This window comes from Herbaspirillum robiniae, assembly GCF_002213415.1.
Taxonomy (GTDB): Bacteria; Pseudomonadota; Gammaproteobacteria; order Burkholderiales; family Burkholderiaceae_D; genus Herbaspirillum; species Herbaspirillum robiniae.
In genome coordinates this window covers 359,764-372,308 of the sequence record NZ_NJGU01000006.1, presented here as the reverse complement: position 1 = coordinate 372,308, position 12,545 = coordinate 359,764, and the positions used below count along the sequence as shown (strand labels likewise).

Annotated in this window: 17 protein-coding genes; 12 read left to right on the top strand and 5 right to left on the bottom strand. The window is 58.8% G+C overall.

The features are described 5' to 3' along the window. The first annotated feature begins 26 nt into the window (after nt 1-26). The gene (locus CEJ42_RS13140; RefSeq protein ID WP_088751364.1) at nt 27-818 is read left to right on the top strand and encodes a substrate-binding periplasmic protein; all 792 of its coding nucleotides are present in this window, start codon (nt 27-29) and stop codon (nt 816-818) included. Nucleotides 819-837: 19 nt separating this feature from the next. Here the strand turns inward: CEJ42_RS13140 and CEJ42_RS13135 are convergent, their stop codons facing one another. The 3 genes from CEJ42_RS13135 to CEJ42_RS13125 form a co-directional block, all read right to left on the bottom strand. Continuing rightward, nucleotides 838-1,596, bottom strand: coding sequence for a substrate-binding domain-containing protein (locus tag CEJ42_RS13135; RefSeq protein ID WP_088751453.1), 759 nt, complete (start codon nt 1,594-1,596; stop codon nt 838-840). A 164-nt stretch (nt 1,597-1,760) separates the two neighbouring features. Beyond that, nucleotides 1,761-2,066, bottom strand: a complete 306-nt coding sequence (locus CEJ42_RS13130; protein WP_088751363.1) for a putative quinol monooxygenase — start codon at nt 2,064-2,066, stop codon at nt 1,761-1,763. After that, complete coding sequence (locus CEJ42_RS13125) at nt 2,063-2,743, bottom strand: type 1 glutamine amidotransferase domain-containing protein (RefSeq protein WP_088751362.1); 681 nt, start codon at nt 2,741-2,743, stop codon at nt 2,063-2,065. The genes CEJ42_RS13130 and CEJ42_RS13125 overlap by 4 nt, the downstream gene beginning before the upstream one ends. Nucleotides 2,744-2,867: 124 nt before the next feature. On the opposite strand from CEJ42_RS13125, the gene CEJ42_RS13120 reads away from it, so the two are divergent. The 3 genes from CEJ42_RS13120 to CEJ42_RS13110 all read left to right on the top strand — a co-directional run bounded on the left by CEJ42_RS13120 (nt 2,868) and on the right by CEJ42_RS13110 (nt 4,923). After that, a complete protein-coding gene (locus CEJ42_RS13120) occupies nt 2,868-3,770 on the top strand; it encodes a LysR family transcriptional regulator (RefSeq protein WP_088751361.1) in 903 nt (300 codons plus the stop codon). A gap of 205 nt (nt 3,771-3,975) precedes the next feature. Then, nucleotides 3,976-4,404, top strand: a complete 429-nt coding sequence (locus CEJ42_RS13115) for a hypothetical protein (protein WP_079218661.1) — start codon at nt 3,976-3,978, stop codon at nt 4,402-4,404. Nucleotides 4,405-4,473: 69 nt separating this feature from the next. After that, nucleotides 4,474-4,923, top strand: coding sequence for a hypothetical protein (locus CEJ42_RS13110; protein ID WP_079218663.1), 450 nt, complete (start codon nt 4,474-4,476; stop codon nt 4,921-4,923). A 179-nt stretch (nt 4,924-5,102) separates the two neighbouring features. Here the strand turns inward: CEJ42_RS13110 and CEJ42_RS13105 are convergent, their stop codons facing one another. After that, nucleotides 5,103-6,083 (bottom strand): AraC family transcriptional regulator, encoded by a 981-nt coding sequence (locus CEJ42_RS13105; protein ID WP_088751359.1) that lies wholly within the window; start codon nt 6,081-6,083, stop codon nt 5,103-5,105. A 559-nt stretch (nt 6,084-6,642) separates the two neighbouring features. Here CEJ42_RS13105 and CEJ42_RS24575 point away from each other — a divergent pair. The 3 genes from CEJ42_RS24575 to CEJ42_RS13100 all read left to right on the top strand — a co-directional run bounded on the left by CEJ42_RS24575 (nt 6,643) and on the right by CEJ42_RS13100 (nt 8,282). Then, nucleotides 6,643-7,338, top strand: a complete 696-nt coding sequence (locus tag CEJ42_RS24575) for a hypothetical protein (RefSeq protein ID WP_129587728.1) — start codon at nt 6,643-6,645, stop codon at nt 7,336-7,338. 95 nt (nt 7,339-7,433) lie between these two features. After that, on the top strand, nt 7,434-7,811 hold the full coding sequence (locus CEJ42_RS24570) for a DUF7674 family protein (protein WP_129587727.1): 378 nt from the start codon (nt 7,434-7,436) through the stop codon (nt 7,809-7,811). 87 nt (nt 7,812-7,898) lie between these two features. Beyond that, nucleotides 7,899-8,282 (top strand): hypothetical protein, encoded by a 384-nt coding sequence (locus CEJ42_RS13100; protein WP_420840764.1) that lies wholly within the window; start codon nt 7,899-7,901, stop codon nt 8,280-8,282. A gap of 129 nt (nt 8,283-8,411) precedes the next feature. Here CEJ42_RS13100 and CEJ42_RS13095 read toward each other — a convergent pair whose 3' ends face one another. After that, a complete protein-coding gene (locus CEJ42_RS13095; RefSeq protein ID WP_088751357.1) occupies nt 8,412-9,578 on the bottom strand; it encodes an ATP-binding protein in 1,167 nt (388 codons plus the stop codon). A gap of 406 nt (nt 9,579-9,984) precedes the next feature. On the opposite strand from CEJ42_RS13095, the gene CEJ42_RS13090 reads away from it, so the two are divergent. From CEJ42_RS13090 to CEJ42_RS13070, 5 genes are read left to right on the top strand one after another with little or no spacing between them, the layout of a single operon-like run. Further along, a complete protein-coding gene (locus CEJ42_RS13090) occupies nt 9,985-10,380 on the top strand; it encodes a PAAR domain-containing protein (protein WP_088751356.1) in 396 nt (131 codons plus the stop codon). Continuing rightward, a complete protein-coding gene (locus CEJ42_RS13085; RefSeq protein ID WP_088751355.1) occupies nt 10,377-10,880 on the top strand; it encodes a DUF4123 domain-containing protein in 504 nt (167 codons plus the stop codon). Before CEJ42_RS13090 ends, CEJ42_RS13085 begins: the two co-directional genes overlap by 4 nt. Continuing rightward, nucleotides 10,864-11,208, top strand: a complete 345-nt coding sequence (locus CEJ42_RS13080; protein ID WP_088751354.1) for a hypothetical protein — start codon at nt 10,864-10,866, stop codon at nt 11,206-11,208. The genes CEJ42_RS13085 and CEJ42_RS13080 overlap by 17 nt, the downstream gene beginning before the upstream one ends. Further along, nucleotides 11,208-11,804 (top strand): Tox-REase-5 domain-containing protein, encoded by a 597-nt coding sequence (locus CEJ42_RS13075; RefSeq protein WP_088751353.1) that lies wholly within the window; start codon nt 11,208-11,210, stop codon nt 11,802-11,804. Before CEJ42_RS13080 ends, CEJ42_RS13075 begins: the two co-directional genes overlap by 1 nt. Then, the gene (locus CEJ42_RS13070) at nt 11,801-12,529 is read left to right on the top strand and encodes an Imm52 family immunity protein (protein ID WP_088751352.1); all 729 of its coding nucleotides are present in this window, start codon (nt 11,801-11,803) and stop codon (nt 12,527-12,529) included. The genes CEJ42_RS13075 and CEJ42_RS13070 overlap by 4 nt, the downstream gene beginning before the upstream one ends. The last annotated feature ends 16 nt before the right edge of the window (nt 12,530-12,545 follow it).

Genomic DNA, 12,545 nt, shown 5'->3' with positions numbered 1-12,545 from the left:
TGCCGTCCCGCACAAAAGGAGACGCCATGAAGACTTTCCTGCCGGCCCTGTTGCTGGCGACCGTGGCCGTCGCCACGCAGGCCCGGGCGGCCGAATGCGTGAAGGTGGTGGTGTCGGCCGACTCGGACTACGCTCCCCTGCACTGGTACGACGGCAAACGCCTGACCGGCGCCAGCGTCGAGATCGCTTCGCGCGCGCTGACGGCGCTGGAGATTCCGTTCGAGGTGCGTTACGTCGGTCCTTTTCATCGCGTGCTGAAGGAAGCCGAAACCGGCGAGGTGGCGATGGTGGCCTCCCTCAAGAGCACGCCCGAGCGCCAGCAATACCTGGCCTACACGTCCGTGCCGCTGTTTTCCAATCCGATTGCGATCTTCGTGGCGCGCGACCGCGGCTTTGCCTATTCGGGCTGGAAGGACCTGATCGGCAAGCGCGGCGCCATCACCCAGGGTAACCAGTTCGGCGGCGGCTTCGACGACTTCATGATCAACAACCTCAGGATCGAGACGGCGCAGAAGGCCTACATGAATTTCACCAAGCTCGATTCGGGCAAGATCGACTACCTGATCACCGGCTACTACAGCGGCCTGATCTACCTGAACCAGAGCAAGCAGAACGAGCGCTTCATGGCGCTGCGTCCCTACATCAACGAGACCGACAATTTCATCGCGATGAGCCGCGCCAATCCGTGCGTCAAGCATCTGGCGCGCATCAATGCCCAGCTGGAAGTGATGCAGAAGCGCGGCGAACTGCGCGCGATACTGGAGCGCTACGCGGCCGAGCTCAAGGTCGACTCGCACGTGGCGGCCACCGCGCCGTAGGCGCGACGGCCTGCCCGGCTCATTGCGGCGTCATGCCGTGCGCGCGCATCTCGCCGCGCGCGGCCTCCTGCGCGAAGAGTGAAAGGAAGGCGCGCGCCTGGGCCGGCGCGGCGGCCTGGGCGGAGGCGGCGCCGGCATACACCGTGTAGTTCTGGATCGCCGCCGGCAGCGGCCCCACCAGCCGCGCACCCTTGACCTGCAGGATCTCGCTTTCCTGGTGCAGCGCCAGCGCGGCGCTGCCGTCCACCAGTTTCTGCGCCACCAGTCCGCCCGGCACCAGCACCTGCTTGGCGCGCATCTGCGCCGCGATGCCCAGCTTGTAGAACAGCCGCTCCAGATAAACCCCGCTGGAGCCGCCGGCCCGCGGATCGATCAGCGCCACCGACGGCGCATCCAGCAGCGCCTTACGAAACTGCGGCACGGTCGCGATGGCCGGCGCCGGCGCGCCTTCCTTCACCGCCACGCCGATGCCCACGCGGGCGATGGCGCGGCCGCTCTTGGCATCCACATAGCGCTCGCGTCCCAGCTTGTCGAGCACGCCGTCGGGCACCACGGCGACGTCAAAGCTTTCGCCGCCGCGGATGCGTTTGTCCATCACGCCTGCGGTGGCGTTGTCCACCGTCACGCGCACGCCGCTGCGCTTTTCGAAATCGGCGGCGACGCTGCGCACCACCGGTGCGATGGCGCCGGCGGCAAGCACCTTGAGCTCATCGGCGAAGGCGCTGGCATGCAGGCTGGCTGAAAACAGAAACAGAAGGGGCAGGCGTGGCGAGGGCATGGGGTTCTCCGGCTGACGGTGGGGATCGATGATGCGGCGAAGCATTATCGCAGTTCTCCGGCGCCGCATCCGGCCATGAAAAAGGGCCCGGCGCCGGTAAGGCGTTCGGGCCCACAGTCGTCGCGGCGACAGGGCTGGTGGCCCCGTGCCGCACGGATGACGCCTCAGAGCGGCGCATGGGCGCGCAGGATATCCACCTTGCGCTCGGCCAGGAGCGGCAGCACGCGCTCGACCACCAGCGCGCGGTAGTGCGCCGACTGCTTGTGGGCCTCGAGCGCGGCTTCGTCGCGGTAACGCTCGACCAGCAGCACGCTGCGCGGTTCATCGAGGCTCTGGTAAGCCTCGTAGCCCAGGCAGCCGGGTTCTTCCAGCGACTGGCGGCGCATCTGCGCGCACAGCTCGAGCACTTCACCCAGCGCGTCGGGGGCCGGCTGCCAGCGCGCCACGACGGTGATGGCGGCGGCGCTCATGCCGACTCTCCCGCCAGTGCCGCGACCATGGCCTGCGCCAGCGGACCGCCCGAGGCCGGGTTCTGGCCCGTGAACAGGCGGCCGTCGACCACTACCTTCGATTGCCACACTGCGGTCGAGGCGTACTCGGCGCCTTCGGCGCGCAGCGCATCTTCCAGCAGGAAGGGCACGTCGGCCTGGGCATAGCCGGCTTCTTCCTCGTTGGAGAACGAAGTCACCTTGCGGCCGCGCAGCAGCGGACTGCCGTCGGCCAGGGTGACGTCGAGGAAGGCAGCCGGGCCGTGGCACACCGCCGCCACCAGCTTGCCGGCGTCCCATGCGCGGGCGATGGCGCGCTTCACCTCGGGATCGGCGGCGATGTCCACCATCGGGCCCAGGCCGCCGGGGAAGAAGATCGCGTCGTAGTCCAGCACATCCACCTCGGACAACTTGCGGCTGCGCGCCATGCGGCGGATCGCCAGGCTGTTGCGGAAGGCCAGCTGGGCCGGATCGTTGGCGTCGTAGCCGTCTTCCGGCGGAGTGCCGCCCAGGGGCGAGGCATATTCGACGGCGATGCCGGCGTGCTCGAACACTTCGACGGGATGGGCCACTTCCGGGAAGAAATAACCGGTGGCGCGCTTGTTCGGGCCGATTTCGGCCGCGTTTGTCAAAATAAACAGAACAGTCTTGATGCTCATGATGAAGCTCCTTTAGTCTGAAAGCCCGTCCAAGTGCGGGTAAGGCAAACTATAAGGAAGCGCTCACATCGGCGGTAGATCCTGATATGCTGACTGAATGTCAAATAAAAACATACAATAAGCCATGAGCGACGCCTCCCCCATCCTCGACGAACTGCGCGCCATGGCGGTTTTCGCCACGGTGGTGCGCGCCGGCAGCTTCGCCGCCGGGGCGCGCGCCCTGGGTTTGACGCGCGCCGTGGTCAGCCACCATGTGCGCGCGCTGGAAACCAAGCTCGGCGTGCCGCTGGCCCAGCGCAGCACGCGCAGCTTCAGCCTCACGCCGGCCGGCGAGGCCTTCCGCGTGCATTGCGAGCGCCTGCTCGACGAGGCGCACGACGGCATCCGCGGCATGGAGCTGTTGCGCGCCGAGCCGCGCGGCGAGGTCCGCATCACCTGTTCGCACCACTTCGGCAACAAGCGCATTCTTCCCGTGCTGCTGGAGTTTCGTCGGCGCTACCCGGCCATCCGCCTGCACGTGGCGATGAACGACGCCAACGTCGACCTGGTGCAGCAAGGCGTGGAACTGGCGGTGCGTGCCGGTCCGCTGGCCGATTCGTCGCTGGTGGCGCGCCGCCTGGTGAAGGAGCAGACCATGCTGTGCGCCGCGCCGTCCTACCTGCGCCGCTACCGCGCCCCGGCCACCGTGCCGGAGCTGGAGCAGCACCGCTGGGTGGTCTATCCCCCCAGCCAGAAGACGATCGCGGTGCGCAGCGACGGCCAGGAGATGCAGTTGCCCATCCGCGGCGACGTGGTCACCGACAGCGCCGCCTCGCGCCTGGCCTTCGTGCTGGCGGGAGAGGGCATCGCACGCCTGCCGGCCTATGACGCGGCAGCCCTGATCGCATCCGGCGAACTGGTGCAGGTGCTGCCGGAGGTGGAGACGGCCCCGCTGGAGATCTACCTGGTCCACTCGCAAAAGCTGGGCCCCAGCGCGCGCCTGCTGCGGGATTTCCTGCTGGAGGCGGGGCAGGCGAACGGCTGGTGAGCCGTCGCGACCCGATCCGAGGTCGTTGTCCGAGAGTCCGCAAGGCCGCAGCAGCGGCCTTTTTTATTGGTTGGCGTGGTTGAGCGCCGCTTCTGTTTCAGTTGAAACAGAAGCGGTCCGCTCTGCAACGATGTTGAAAGATCATCCCCCTACCATGGCCTCACCTGAAGACACAACGTCGCCACATCACATGAAGGGGAACACCATGAAAGCAATCGTCCTTGCCGCCGCGCTGTCGCTGTCCATGCACGCCCAGGCCGCCTGCCTGGCGCCGGTTTCGTCGACCCAGGAAGTCGATGCCGTCGTCAGCGCCCACGGCGGCTACAACGTTCCCGCCGACGCCTGCCTGCAGATCCGCCGCAACAGGATGGCGCTGGAGGTGATCTCCAACGTCGACACCAGCCAGGACGCGACGGTGGCGTGGACCATCATCAAGCTGCGCGACGAGCGCCTGCCGATCTTCTCGCAGAGCTTCGGCACCACCACCCTGGTGGGCGCCACCGCGATGAACAAGGAGGACGCCGCCCACGCCATGGCGCAAAGCATCGACATGGCCCTGCAGAACTTCTCCTACACCGAAGCGATGGCGCAAATCCGGGCGCTGCGCGCCAAGCGGGAAATACCTGCGCAGTAACCAGTCGATAACCGGCGCACCCATTTGCCCAACCCCGTATTTCCGCCACCTTCACCGAACGGAGTCACCATGAAAAAGCTCGCCGCCGTCACCGCCCTGATGTTCGCCGCCATCACCGGCCTGGCCACCCAGGAAACCCAGGCCGCCAACACCAACTGCGGCAACATCTACGCCAACGCCGGCATCAACAGCGCGATGCGCGAATACGGCGGCATCCAGATCCCCGACAAGGTCTGCAAGCTGCTCAAGGACAACAAGCTGGCGCTGGACTTCACCGGCGACGTCTCGGTCATACAGGGCGTATCGGTAGGCTGGTCCTCGCTGCGCGTGATGGACCGCAACACCGGTTACCACTCGACCTACAGCATGTCGCAAACCTATGTGGACAAGAAACTCGTCAGCATGAACCGCGCGCAGGAGCTGGTGTATTTCAGCATCGAAGACCTGGTCAAGGATTTTGATTTCCGCCGCGCGGTGAAGGAAGTCGGCGAGATGCGCAGCGGGAAGTTCGGAGGCTGATGGCGATCCCGGTCGCCAACCGGAAGACAAAATAAAAGCGGCTTGCAGTGACGCAAGCCGCTTTGATATGGGGGCTCTGGGGAGGGACTGCGCCATCGCCTCGTTGAACCAGTCAAGAGCATCCATTCATCGAATCTCATGCCAACTGCGGTCGCCCGCCCGGTCATCAACAACCCGATTCACAGCGCCCGTACAGGAATGCAAATGTCGCAGCTGGGCTCGCCCGTTTCAGGATCTCGCGCCATCGCCGCGGAGAACATCTCGAAGCACGGCCGATCGTCGCATTGCAGCCCGCTGGACGGCAGCCATTCGCGCGTCAGCCAGGTCCAGGCCGCAGCGATCGTCTCCGGCTTGCCTTTGAAATGCGCCACCGCATAACGCCCGCCTGGCAGGACCTGGTGGTCGGTCTTCTCGCTGCCAGGAAAATCCTCTGCCACTTCAACACAAGCGTCGTATTGACACTTGGAGGCCGGCGTCACCGAGGGATCGTGATAGGCGATCCCGTAGCACGTCGCATCGCTCAAACCGTGCGACTGCATCCAGGGTGCAATCCGGTTGCGCCAGAACGCTCCGATGGCAGGCCCATAGGGACCGATCAGTCGTTGGTAGGCGACGCGCGCCGCAGGCAATTCGATGATGCGCACTTCCATGGCAGTCCCTTTCGTGGCTCGGTAAGAGACGTCATCTTCGGCCGATGCGACCTGGCTTGCCTGATCAAGATTGCCAAAGACCTGATCAGGATTGCTCTTTTGCCCGCTTGGTCGCAGATCGAGAGCGGCAGCTTGTTGCGCCATGCGCCGCGGGGTATCGGCACGCCATTGCGATGGTGTGCAGCCGAACCTGAGTTTGAAGGCGCGCGCAAAGGCTTCCGCCGAACCGAAACCCGTGGCCAGAGCAGTCTCAAGGACTGTTTCATCTTGCCCGCACGACAAGCGAAAGGCCGCCTTTTCAAGCCGGCGACGCCGGATGTAACTGCCCAGCGTCTCGTCCATCAAGGCCGCGAAGATCCGATGGAAATGAAAGCGGGAAAAATTGGCGACGTCAGCCAGCTCTGCGCCATCCAGCGGCTGCTCCAGGTGAGCATCGATATAGTTGAGCACACGGTTCATGCGCCGCGTGTATTCGGCGCGAGAAGCCTGGGCGGAAGCTTTGCTGGTCATGGGGGCGGATTATAACCGTCGCCTTGGCGGGGGAAGTGTGCTGTACCTATACGGTGTTGGTCGGTGACGGATGCAAATGTTTGCTAAAGTCCGCGATCTGGCAGAAGCGGACATCTCGTTAAAAAAATAGCCCAACTAGATTGGGCTGTTTTTTTGCGAGCTCAAAAGAAGGCAGACGAACCGAATTCAGAAATACTCTAGGAATTTAGCTGCTCCGCAAAAAAATAGTACTTTGCGGAGCAAAAAAAAGCGGCCTGCATCGCTGCAAGCCGCTCTGGTACTGGTGCTGATGGGCGGAATCGAACCGTCGACCTACTGATTACGAAATAGCTGTGCTACGGGCGAAAAGAATATAAAAGTCAGTGGGTTAGGGGTGGGAAGGTGGGTTATAAAAACTGTCTGTAGATATCGGTAAGTGCTTGATTTCATTGGAACGGGTTTCGTCCAATAACCCCAAAAATAGCCACGTGGCGCGGGCGATGATAAAGTGCGGAGCACTACGTTTGCTATCGGCCAGAAATGGCCATTGACGATTTCAGCCCGAATTGAGTAGATCTTTATGCGCCACTCCACCGAGTACTGCATCGACCTTCCAGATGACTTTCCTGAGCAACAGTTAGTACAGTATATGGCTGTTGCAAGAAAAACCTTGCTCCAACCGCAAGTGTCACAGGCATGGAGCGAATTTGCTGGTGCTTCAAATCTACTTGCGTGGCGCTATAGGGCATCATTTGAAGACTGGCAGTATTACAAAAACTCGGTAGTTGAGTGCCAGAACCCGACTCACGAAGACTTATATCGACGGGAGCGCGCACTTTTCGGAATGTTCACCGCAGGCGTTAGTTGCATCGAGAGCGCCTGCTACTCACTTGCAGCTCTAGCGAGCCACCCGTCAGTACTGAGTCTCCCCTTCGGTGAGGTGGAGCGGCGGCAATGCACTCCGCCAAAACTTTACAAATGGCTATTGCCTTACGCTAAGGCTGCCCAGCTGACGTCAGCACTAGATAAGTTGCTTAAGAGTGATGAGTGGGATTTATGGATGGACCTTCGAAATCGAATGTCCCATCGCTCAAATTTACCGAATGTTGTAACGGCATGGATAGGCGACCCGCCGCCATCAATTAAACCTATTCATTTTGCTGCCACGTCAAGCACACCGGCGATTGAAGCTGAAACTACCGATTTTGATGCGCTGCATGAATGGCTTGTCAAGACGCTTGGCGCGCTGCTTGCAGGTGGTGCCCAGCTCCCTTGATCACCGTCTCTTTCTGATCTCCGCAACGAAGGGAATTACGTCCGCAATCGGCCAGGAGCGGCCGTTCCTATGTCACTGCGCATCTATTAAAAGCCATGATCGAATTTGAAATGATGCGTCAACTGCTTTGCAGCGAATATGATGGCCTTAGAGAAAAAGTTGTGGCCGCTGCCGATGACTGGATTGGTGCCAAGGGCGAATTCATCCCGCACCTATGGATCCGACAGCTATGCATCTTGGTACAAGACAGATTTTTGGCTGGCGACTATGAACAGGCAAACAGTTTGTTTGTATTGGTGGAAAAATTACTCACTGAGGGAAGTGCTGACGTCAAATCAGCGATCGCAACGGGATTTCTGGAAGGATTGATAAACCGAGGAAGCCTCCCTGCTGATAACTGGCGCCCTCTCTTAGGGCCATTGGCAAGAAAATACTGCGAAACGGTAGATCGGTTCCACGGCATCAATCGGTAGATATGTCTCATTACGGCCAGAAGTGGACCTATTACCTTGGTTGCATCTTCGGGGATGTAACCTGAATTCTCAAAAAATACTATGCGCTTGGAAATTCAGAATAAAGCTGCCAAAGACGATCCTTCCGAGCAGCAACTGCGAAGAGCGATTCTGAGCCTGAGAAGCTATGGCACCTCATCTTTCGCATCTCTGACTGACGACCACGGAAGCTATCTTCAGGTTGCTGGAGGAGGGATTACATGCCTACTTGAACGTCGTGATGCCCTTACAGGCGTGCACTACCGGGCGTATCAAGAAAAAAAGAACACTAACTATCCAGATGGAACCTTACTGGTATTCGGAACTGGTGAAGTTGCGTTGCTCTCTGACGAATGGTTTTCGAACACCATTGTGGCCGATGTTTTCGCAGCATTTCTCTTGAAGCATGCGCTACCTGAGCATGTGCATTGGCGAGTTGCACGGGGAATATGATGGCTACTATCGGCCAGAAGCCGACATCCACAGCGCAAGAAAAAACGCCCGCTTGATGCGGGCGTTTTCAATTACCTTCGCACTAGGGAACCAATGTGCAGAGCAATGTCAGTGAAAGTGTGTCGGTGCCTATATCTTGAAGTGGCGACGGATAAACTTGTCAAATTGCGGGACAGTAAATTCAATAAGTCCATGTGACGGTGCATAGACAAAACCCTTTCCAATTAGTGTTGCGCGGACAGGGCCCAGGGAATTCACTAGCACACCCTTTTGCTTGGCAACATCGCCCATTTTGTAGGGGCCTGTGCCAATTTGTGCCATTGCCTTCATGAACTCTTTTTCTGCGTCGGTTGAGCGATCAATACGAGACTTAAAAAAACTATCGTCCAAGCTCACAATAGCTGCATCACGTGCATTTGTTGCGTCTTCCAAACTGATTGGTGACGCCTTTGCAGCGTTCCAAGTGTGCTTGCCGAATTCTTGAATGAAATAGGGATAGCCTTCAGTTTCGGCGAGTAGAAAGTCCTTCGCTTCGTCTGTGAAATTTACGCCTTGAGTTTTTGCGGGACCCAATAACGCCGTCTCCGCTTCTGTATCAATCAATCTTCCAATCGGCAAGAATTCAAAGAGGCGTTCAGCATAAGACTTCGCATCTGCAGATAATGCGGCAATTTGAGGTAGGCCAGCGCAGATAAAGACGACCGGGAACTGCTTTTGATTAATGCGGTGAACCGATGCCAACAGACCAGCAAAGGCAGCTTCTTCAAGATATTGCACCTCATCAATAAAAAGGCAGACTGGGCGTCCGGCCTCTTTAGCGGCATCTCCAAGAGCTGTTAGTAAATCAACAATGTCGGAATTGAGGTCACCAGAATCACCTGTACCCAAAACAGCATCGATATCGAGTTTGAATTCCGGACCATCGGGAATAGCCAAGGTAAATGCCTTCAAAATTCCCAACGCACGTTTTGCTTTTTCTTTCAAATTATCAACGAGGCTAATTGCCAGCAATGCCTTACGTACGGTCTTGGCGATTTCACGGCGAAAATCGTCTTTCTCGGATAACTCCAGATGTTGAACATGAAAATGAAGGCTGGCCGCTATTTCCTCGGCATGGTTAAGCAGAACCGTTTTGCCAACGCCGCGCAAGCCGTAGAGCATCAGTGAGCGGTCGCTTCCCCCTGCTTGGACGATCTTTAAAAGTGTCGTGGCCTTTTTAATTTGGTCATCACGCCCGGCAAGCGAAACCGGGGGAGTCCCCGCGCCTGGGCGATAAGGATTTTTTATTTCGTCCATGAAAGAATCCGAGGTTATTCAGTTGCTGCAGTATAGCTCAGAGATAAAGCCTGCCAGCGCGCGTCAAAATGCGTCAGATTTGATGTCCGTCGGGCGTGCCGCCGGGCCAGGCTGGTCGGGCTTCTGCGCCTGACGCAAATTTGAGTCAAAACCGACCTATGTAGCGGGCAGGCGCGGGGTGGGGGCAACCGCGCGCGCGGGCCGAAATCGCCTTATTTTGATGTCATTTTGATAATTATTTGTTTGAATCGCTGACCCGCGTTCGGCTTTCTGCACCTCCACACTGGGTCGCCACGCCTCTCGCATGGATTTCTCGAATGATGGGAACAATAGGCGCCACACCCCGTCAATATGCCAATTAAAGCTCATCGGCGCATTGCGCTAAAGACAACATCGGGGAGGGAGTGTGAGCCGTCCATTCATCACCGTCGGCGACAAGACTAGCCATGGCGGCACTGTTATTAGCGGCGACCAGAGTTTCATGTTGCACGGAAAGGCGGTCGCCCGCACTGGTGATCTCACTACCTGTCCGCGCTGCAAGGGCACGTTTCCGATTGCAAGTGGCGCCGGCGACATGCTGTCGCTGGGCCAAGCACCCGCGCGCGAGGGCGACAAGACGGCCTGCGGTGCAATCCTCATTGCCAGCCAGGCGGTGAGTACTCACGCAGAACAATCGAGTTCGGGTCATTTGGCCGCCACTTCCGCCGCGACGGACGCCGATGTCGCCAAGGAATCGGGTATCTGCCTGAGCTGCATGGTCGCCGCAGCGAAGTCCGGCGCCTCGATGATCGTACGCGAATGATCGACCAGCTCATTGCCCGCGTGGCACAACTCGGCGCGCCATCGATGCATCTGCATGCCTTAGTAGACGGTTTGCAATATCAGGAACATTTCGCAGGCGAGCCGCTGGGTGCGCAGCCCGACGCACTGGCGCTGTTGCGTGGTACGGCAGACAGTGCGCTGGCCGATGCCGGCCCTTGGTTGATTGATCTGCAGACGGCCGGTGCCGCGCTGATCACGCAGATCGAACGGCTCGAACTCGCTGCGCATGCGGTCACTTGGCTCATCGCGCCGCTGGATATCGAGGCGCTTGCCGCGATGCTGCGCCAGCGGCTCGACGTGCAACTGCCCGATGGTCGCACGGCCATGCTGCGCTTCTGGGACCCGCGCGTGCTGGCGACCATCGCGCAAGACATGAACGACGACCAGCGCCGTCAATTCTTCGGCGACATCGTCGAGTGGCATCTGCTGCTCGACGGTCGTCGCGTTCACATCGGCCGCCATCATGCTGACACTCACTGAAGCCCAATATCAAAAATTCCTAGCCCGTGATGTGGAGAATTTCGTTGCGGCGGTTGCAGATCAGTTCATCGCTGAGAGAAAAGAGACGGGCGACGTGCCGGAACGACCGGTCGTCATTGCGCGCATGCGCGACGCCTACGACAGTGGCCGCGATTTTGGCATTACATCGACAGGCCACCTCGTTTACATGATGTACTTATCGGCAGATGCCCCGGGCATTTTCGAGGATGAAGTAGTCCAACGATACATCCGCAAACCGGGAGCGACGCCCGAGCAGCGCCTGGATGAGCTGATGTCCGTGTTGAAAAACAAGATGAGGGACGATTGATGGTCGTCGCATTCATTCCGCCCATCCTAGAAGCCGCTGCGGCACGTGTCGCTACTGCGCTAGCGGGCGTGCTCGTAGGCGTGCAAGCCGACAAGATAATTAAGGCCAGACAGGAAAGTGCCGAGGCAGCGAAAAGCGGCGTGCTCGCGCAATCCGATGCGGCGTCAAGTTCGAAAGAAAAATGCCCGCCATGCCCTGCTGAAAAAGGTTTCCCCACGCCGCGCAATACCGCAGGTTGGAGCGAAACGACTATCGAATATCAGCAGCGGATCGGTGGCATGCCTGCCGCTTCGCCAGGCTACCTGACCGAGTGGACATTCAATGATGTCGCCTTCGACGGATTCGATCCCGGACAGTGTTTATTGAAGGAGGCCAAAGCGGCCTACGATAATTTCTTCGATGAATACGGAGTGCCGCAAGTCTGGTGGAAGGGAGAACCACCATTAATGGGTGAAGTTGCACGGCAGGCCGGTGCAGCGGTTCCACGCCCTCCAGTAAAATTGAAATGGTTTTTTATGGAACAGGTCAGTTACCTATATTTTTCGCGGAAAATCCGCAGCTTGTTCCCCGATATCATCGTTGTCCACCAGCCATGAGTAAATCTACTATTGCAGAACTCAGCGTCTATTTCCGTAGGGGCGAAGAAAAATTGCCAACTTTGGAAGTGCAGTTAAGGGAAATGTTCGTCTTTCAACAGTTCATGAAAGACTATTCGCCTCTAATGCATGAGTGGTTGCTGACGGGGGACACGAAGCAAGACGCCTTCCGGCATCTTGCTTTCGACGATCACGGACCTACCACCGAAGCGCTGGCAGTGCTGGGAACAGAGAACAAAGGAATTGATGACTTTCGCATGATCTCTTTATGGAACGGCGCGGAGAAGCGGTCGCAGATGGCGTCAATGAAATCCCTCTGCGCTACTATCGGACGCCCTGATAATTTCTATTTCGGTCCTCCATTCGATCCGGAGATCACAGACTGGCACCTTCCGGCCGCTTGGCTCCAGCACGCCATATCAATCTGGCCGACGGCGTCTTTCGCCGGTTTCGAGCCATTCCATTATCACCAACATAAAGTATTCGAGGACCGTCCCGGCGTGGGATGGCTGTGTTATCTCCCCCAAAAGCTCACCACCAGAGAGGTCCCCGAAGCCGTGCAATTGATCCCAGTATCCCGTGATGGTCAGCAGGCCGGCACCATCATCGTTTCATGTGCCGACGGTCCTTTTTCACTGGAGAATCCCGAGCACATTAAAGCCGCGAACGCCATCGAAACGCGATTGGTTGATCAGGACCTGCTGCCACGTTTCGCCGACCTATAAAATTGAGAAGATACCG

Excerpts from the sequence above, each read along its gene's own strand:
- CEJ42_RS13140 (WP_088751364.1), top strand. The coding sequence starts at position 27 with ATGAAGACTTTCCTGCCGGCCCTGTTGCTGGCGACCGTGGCCGTCGCC.
- CEJ42_RS13135 (WP_088751453.1), bottom strand. The coding sequence starts at position 1,596 with ATGCCCTCGCCACGCCTGCCCCTTCTGTTTCTGTTTTCAGCCAGCCTG.
- CEJ42_RS13130 (WP_088751363.1), bottom strand. The coding sequence starts at position 2,066 with ATGAGCGCCGCCGCCATCACCGTCGTGGCGCGCTGGCAGCCGGCCCCC.
- CEJ42_RS13125 (WP_088751362.1), bottom strand. The coding sequence starts at position 2,743 with ATGAGCATCAAGACTGTTCTGTTTATTTTGACAAACGCGGCCGAAATC.
- CEJ42_RS13120 (WP_088751361.1), top strand. The coding sequence starts at position 2,868 with ATGAGCGACGCCTCCCCCATCCTCGACGAACTGCGCGCCATGGCGGTT.
- CEJ42_RS13115 (WP_079218661.1), top strand. The coding sequence starts at position 3,976 with ATGAAAGCAATCGTCCTTGCCGCCGCGCTGTCGCTGTCCATGCACGCC.
- CEJ42_RS13110 (WP_079218663.1), top strand. The coding sequence starts at position 4,474 with ATGAAAAAGCTCGCCGCCGTCACCGCCCTGATGTTCGCCGCCATCACC.
- CEJ42_RS13105 (WP_088751359.1), bottom strand. The coding sequence starts at position 6,083 with ATGACCAGCAAAGCTTCCGCCCAGGCTTCTCGCGCCGAATACACGCGG.
- CEJ42_RS24575 (WP_129587728.1), top strand. The coding sequence starts at position 6,643 with ATGCGCCACTCCACCGAGTACTGCATCGACCTTCCAGATGACTTTCCT.
- CEJ42_RS24570 (WP_129587727.1), top strand. The coding sequence starts at position 7,434 with ATGATCGAATTTGAAATGATGCGTCAACTGCTTTGCAGCGAATATGAT.
- CEJ42_RS13095 (WP_088751357.1), bottom strand. The coding sequence starts at position 9,578 with ATGGACGAAATAAAAAATCCTTATCGCCCAGGCGCGGGGACTCCCCCG.
- CEJ42_RS13085 (WP_088751355.1), top strand. The coding sequence starts at position 10,377 with ATGATCGACCAGCTCATTGCCCGCGTGGCACAACTCGGCGCGCCATCG.
- CEJ42_RS13080 (WP_088751354.1), top strand. The coding sequence starts at position 10,864 with ATGCTGACACTCACTGAAGCCCAATATCAAAAATTCCTAGCCCGTGAT.
- CEJ42_RS13075 (WP_088751353.1), top strand. The coding sequence starts at position 11,208 with ATGGTCGTCGCATTCATTCCGCCCATCCTAGAAGCCGCTGCGGCACGT.
- CEJ42_RS13070 (WP_088751352.1), top strand. The coding sequence starts at position 11,801 with ATGAGTAAATCTACTATTGCAGAACTCAGCGTCTATTTCCGTAGGGGC.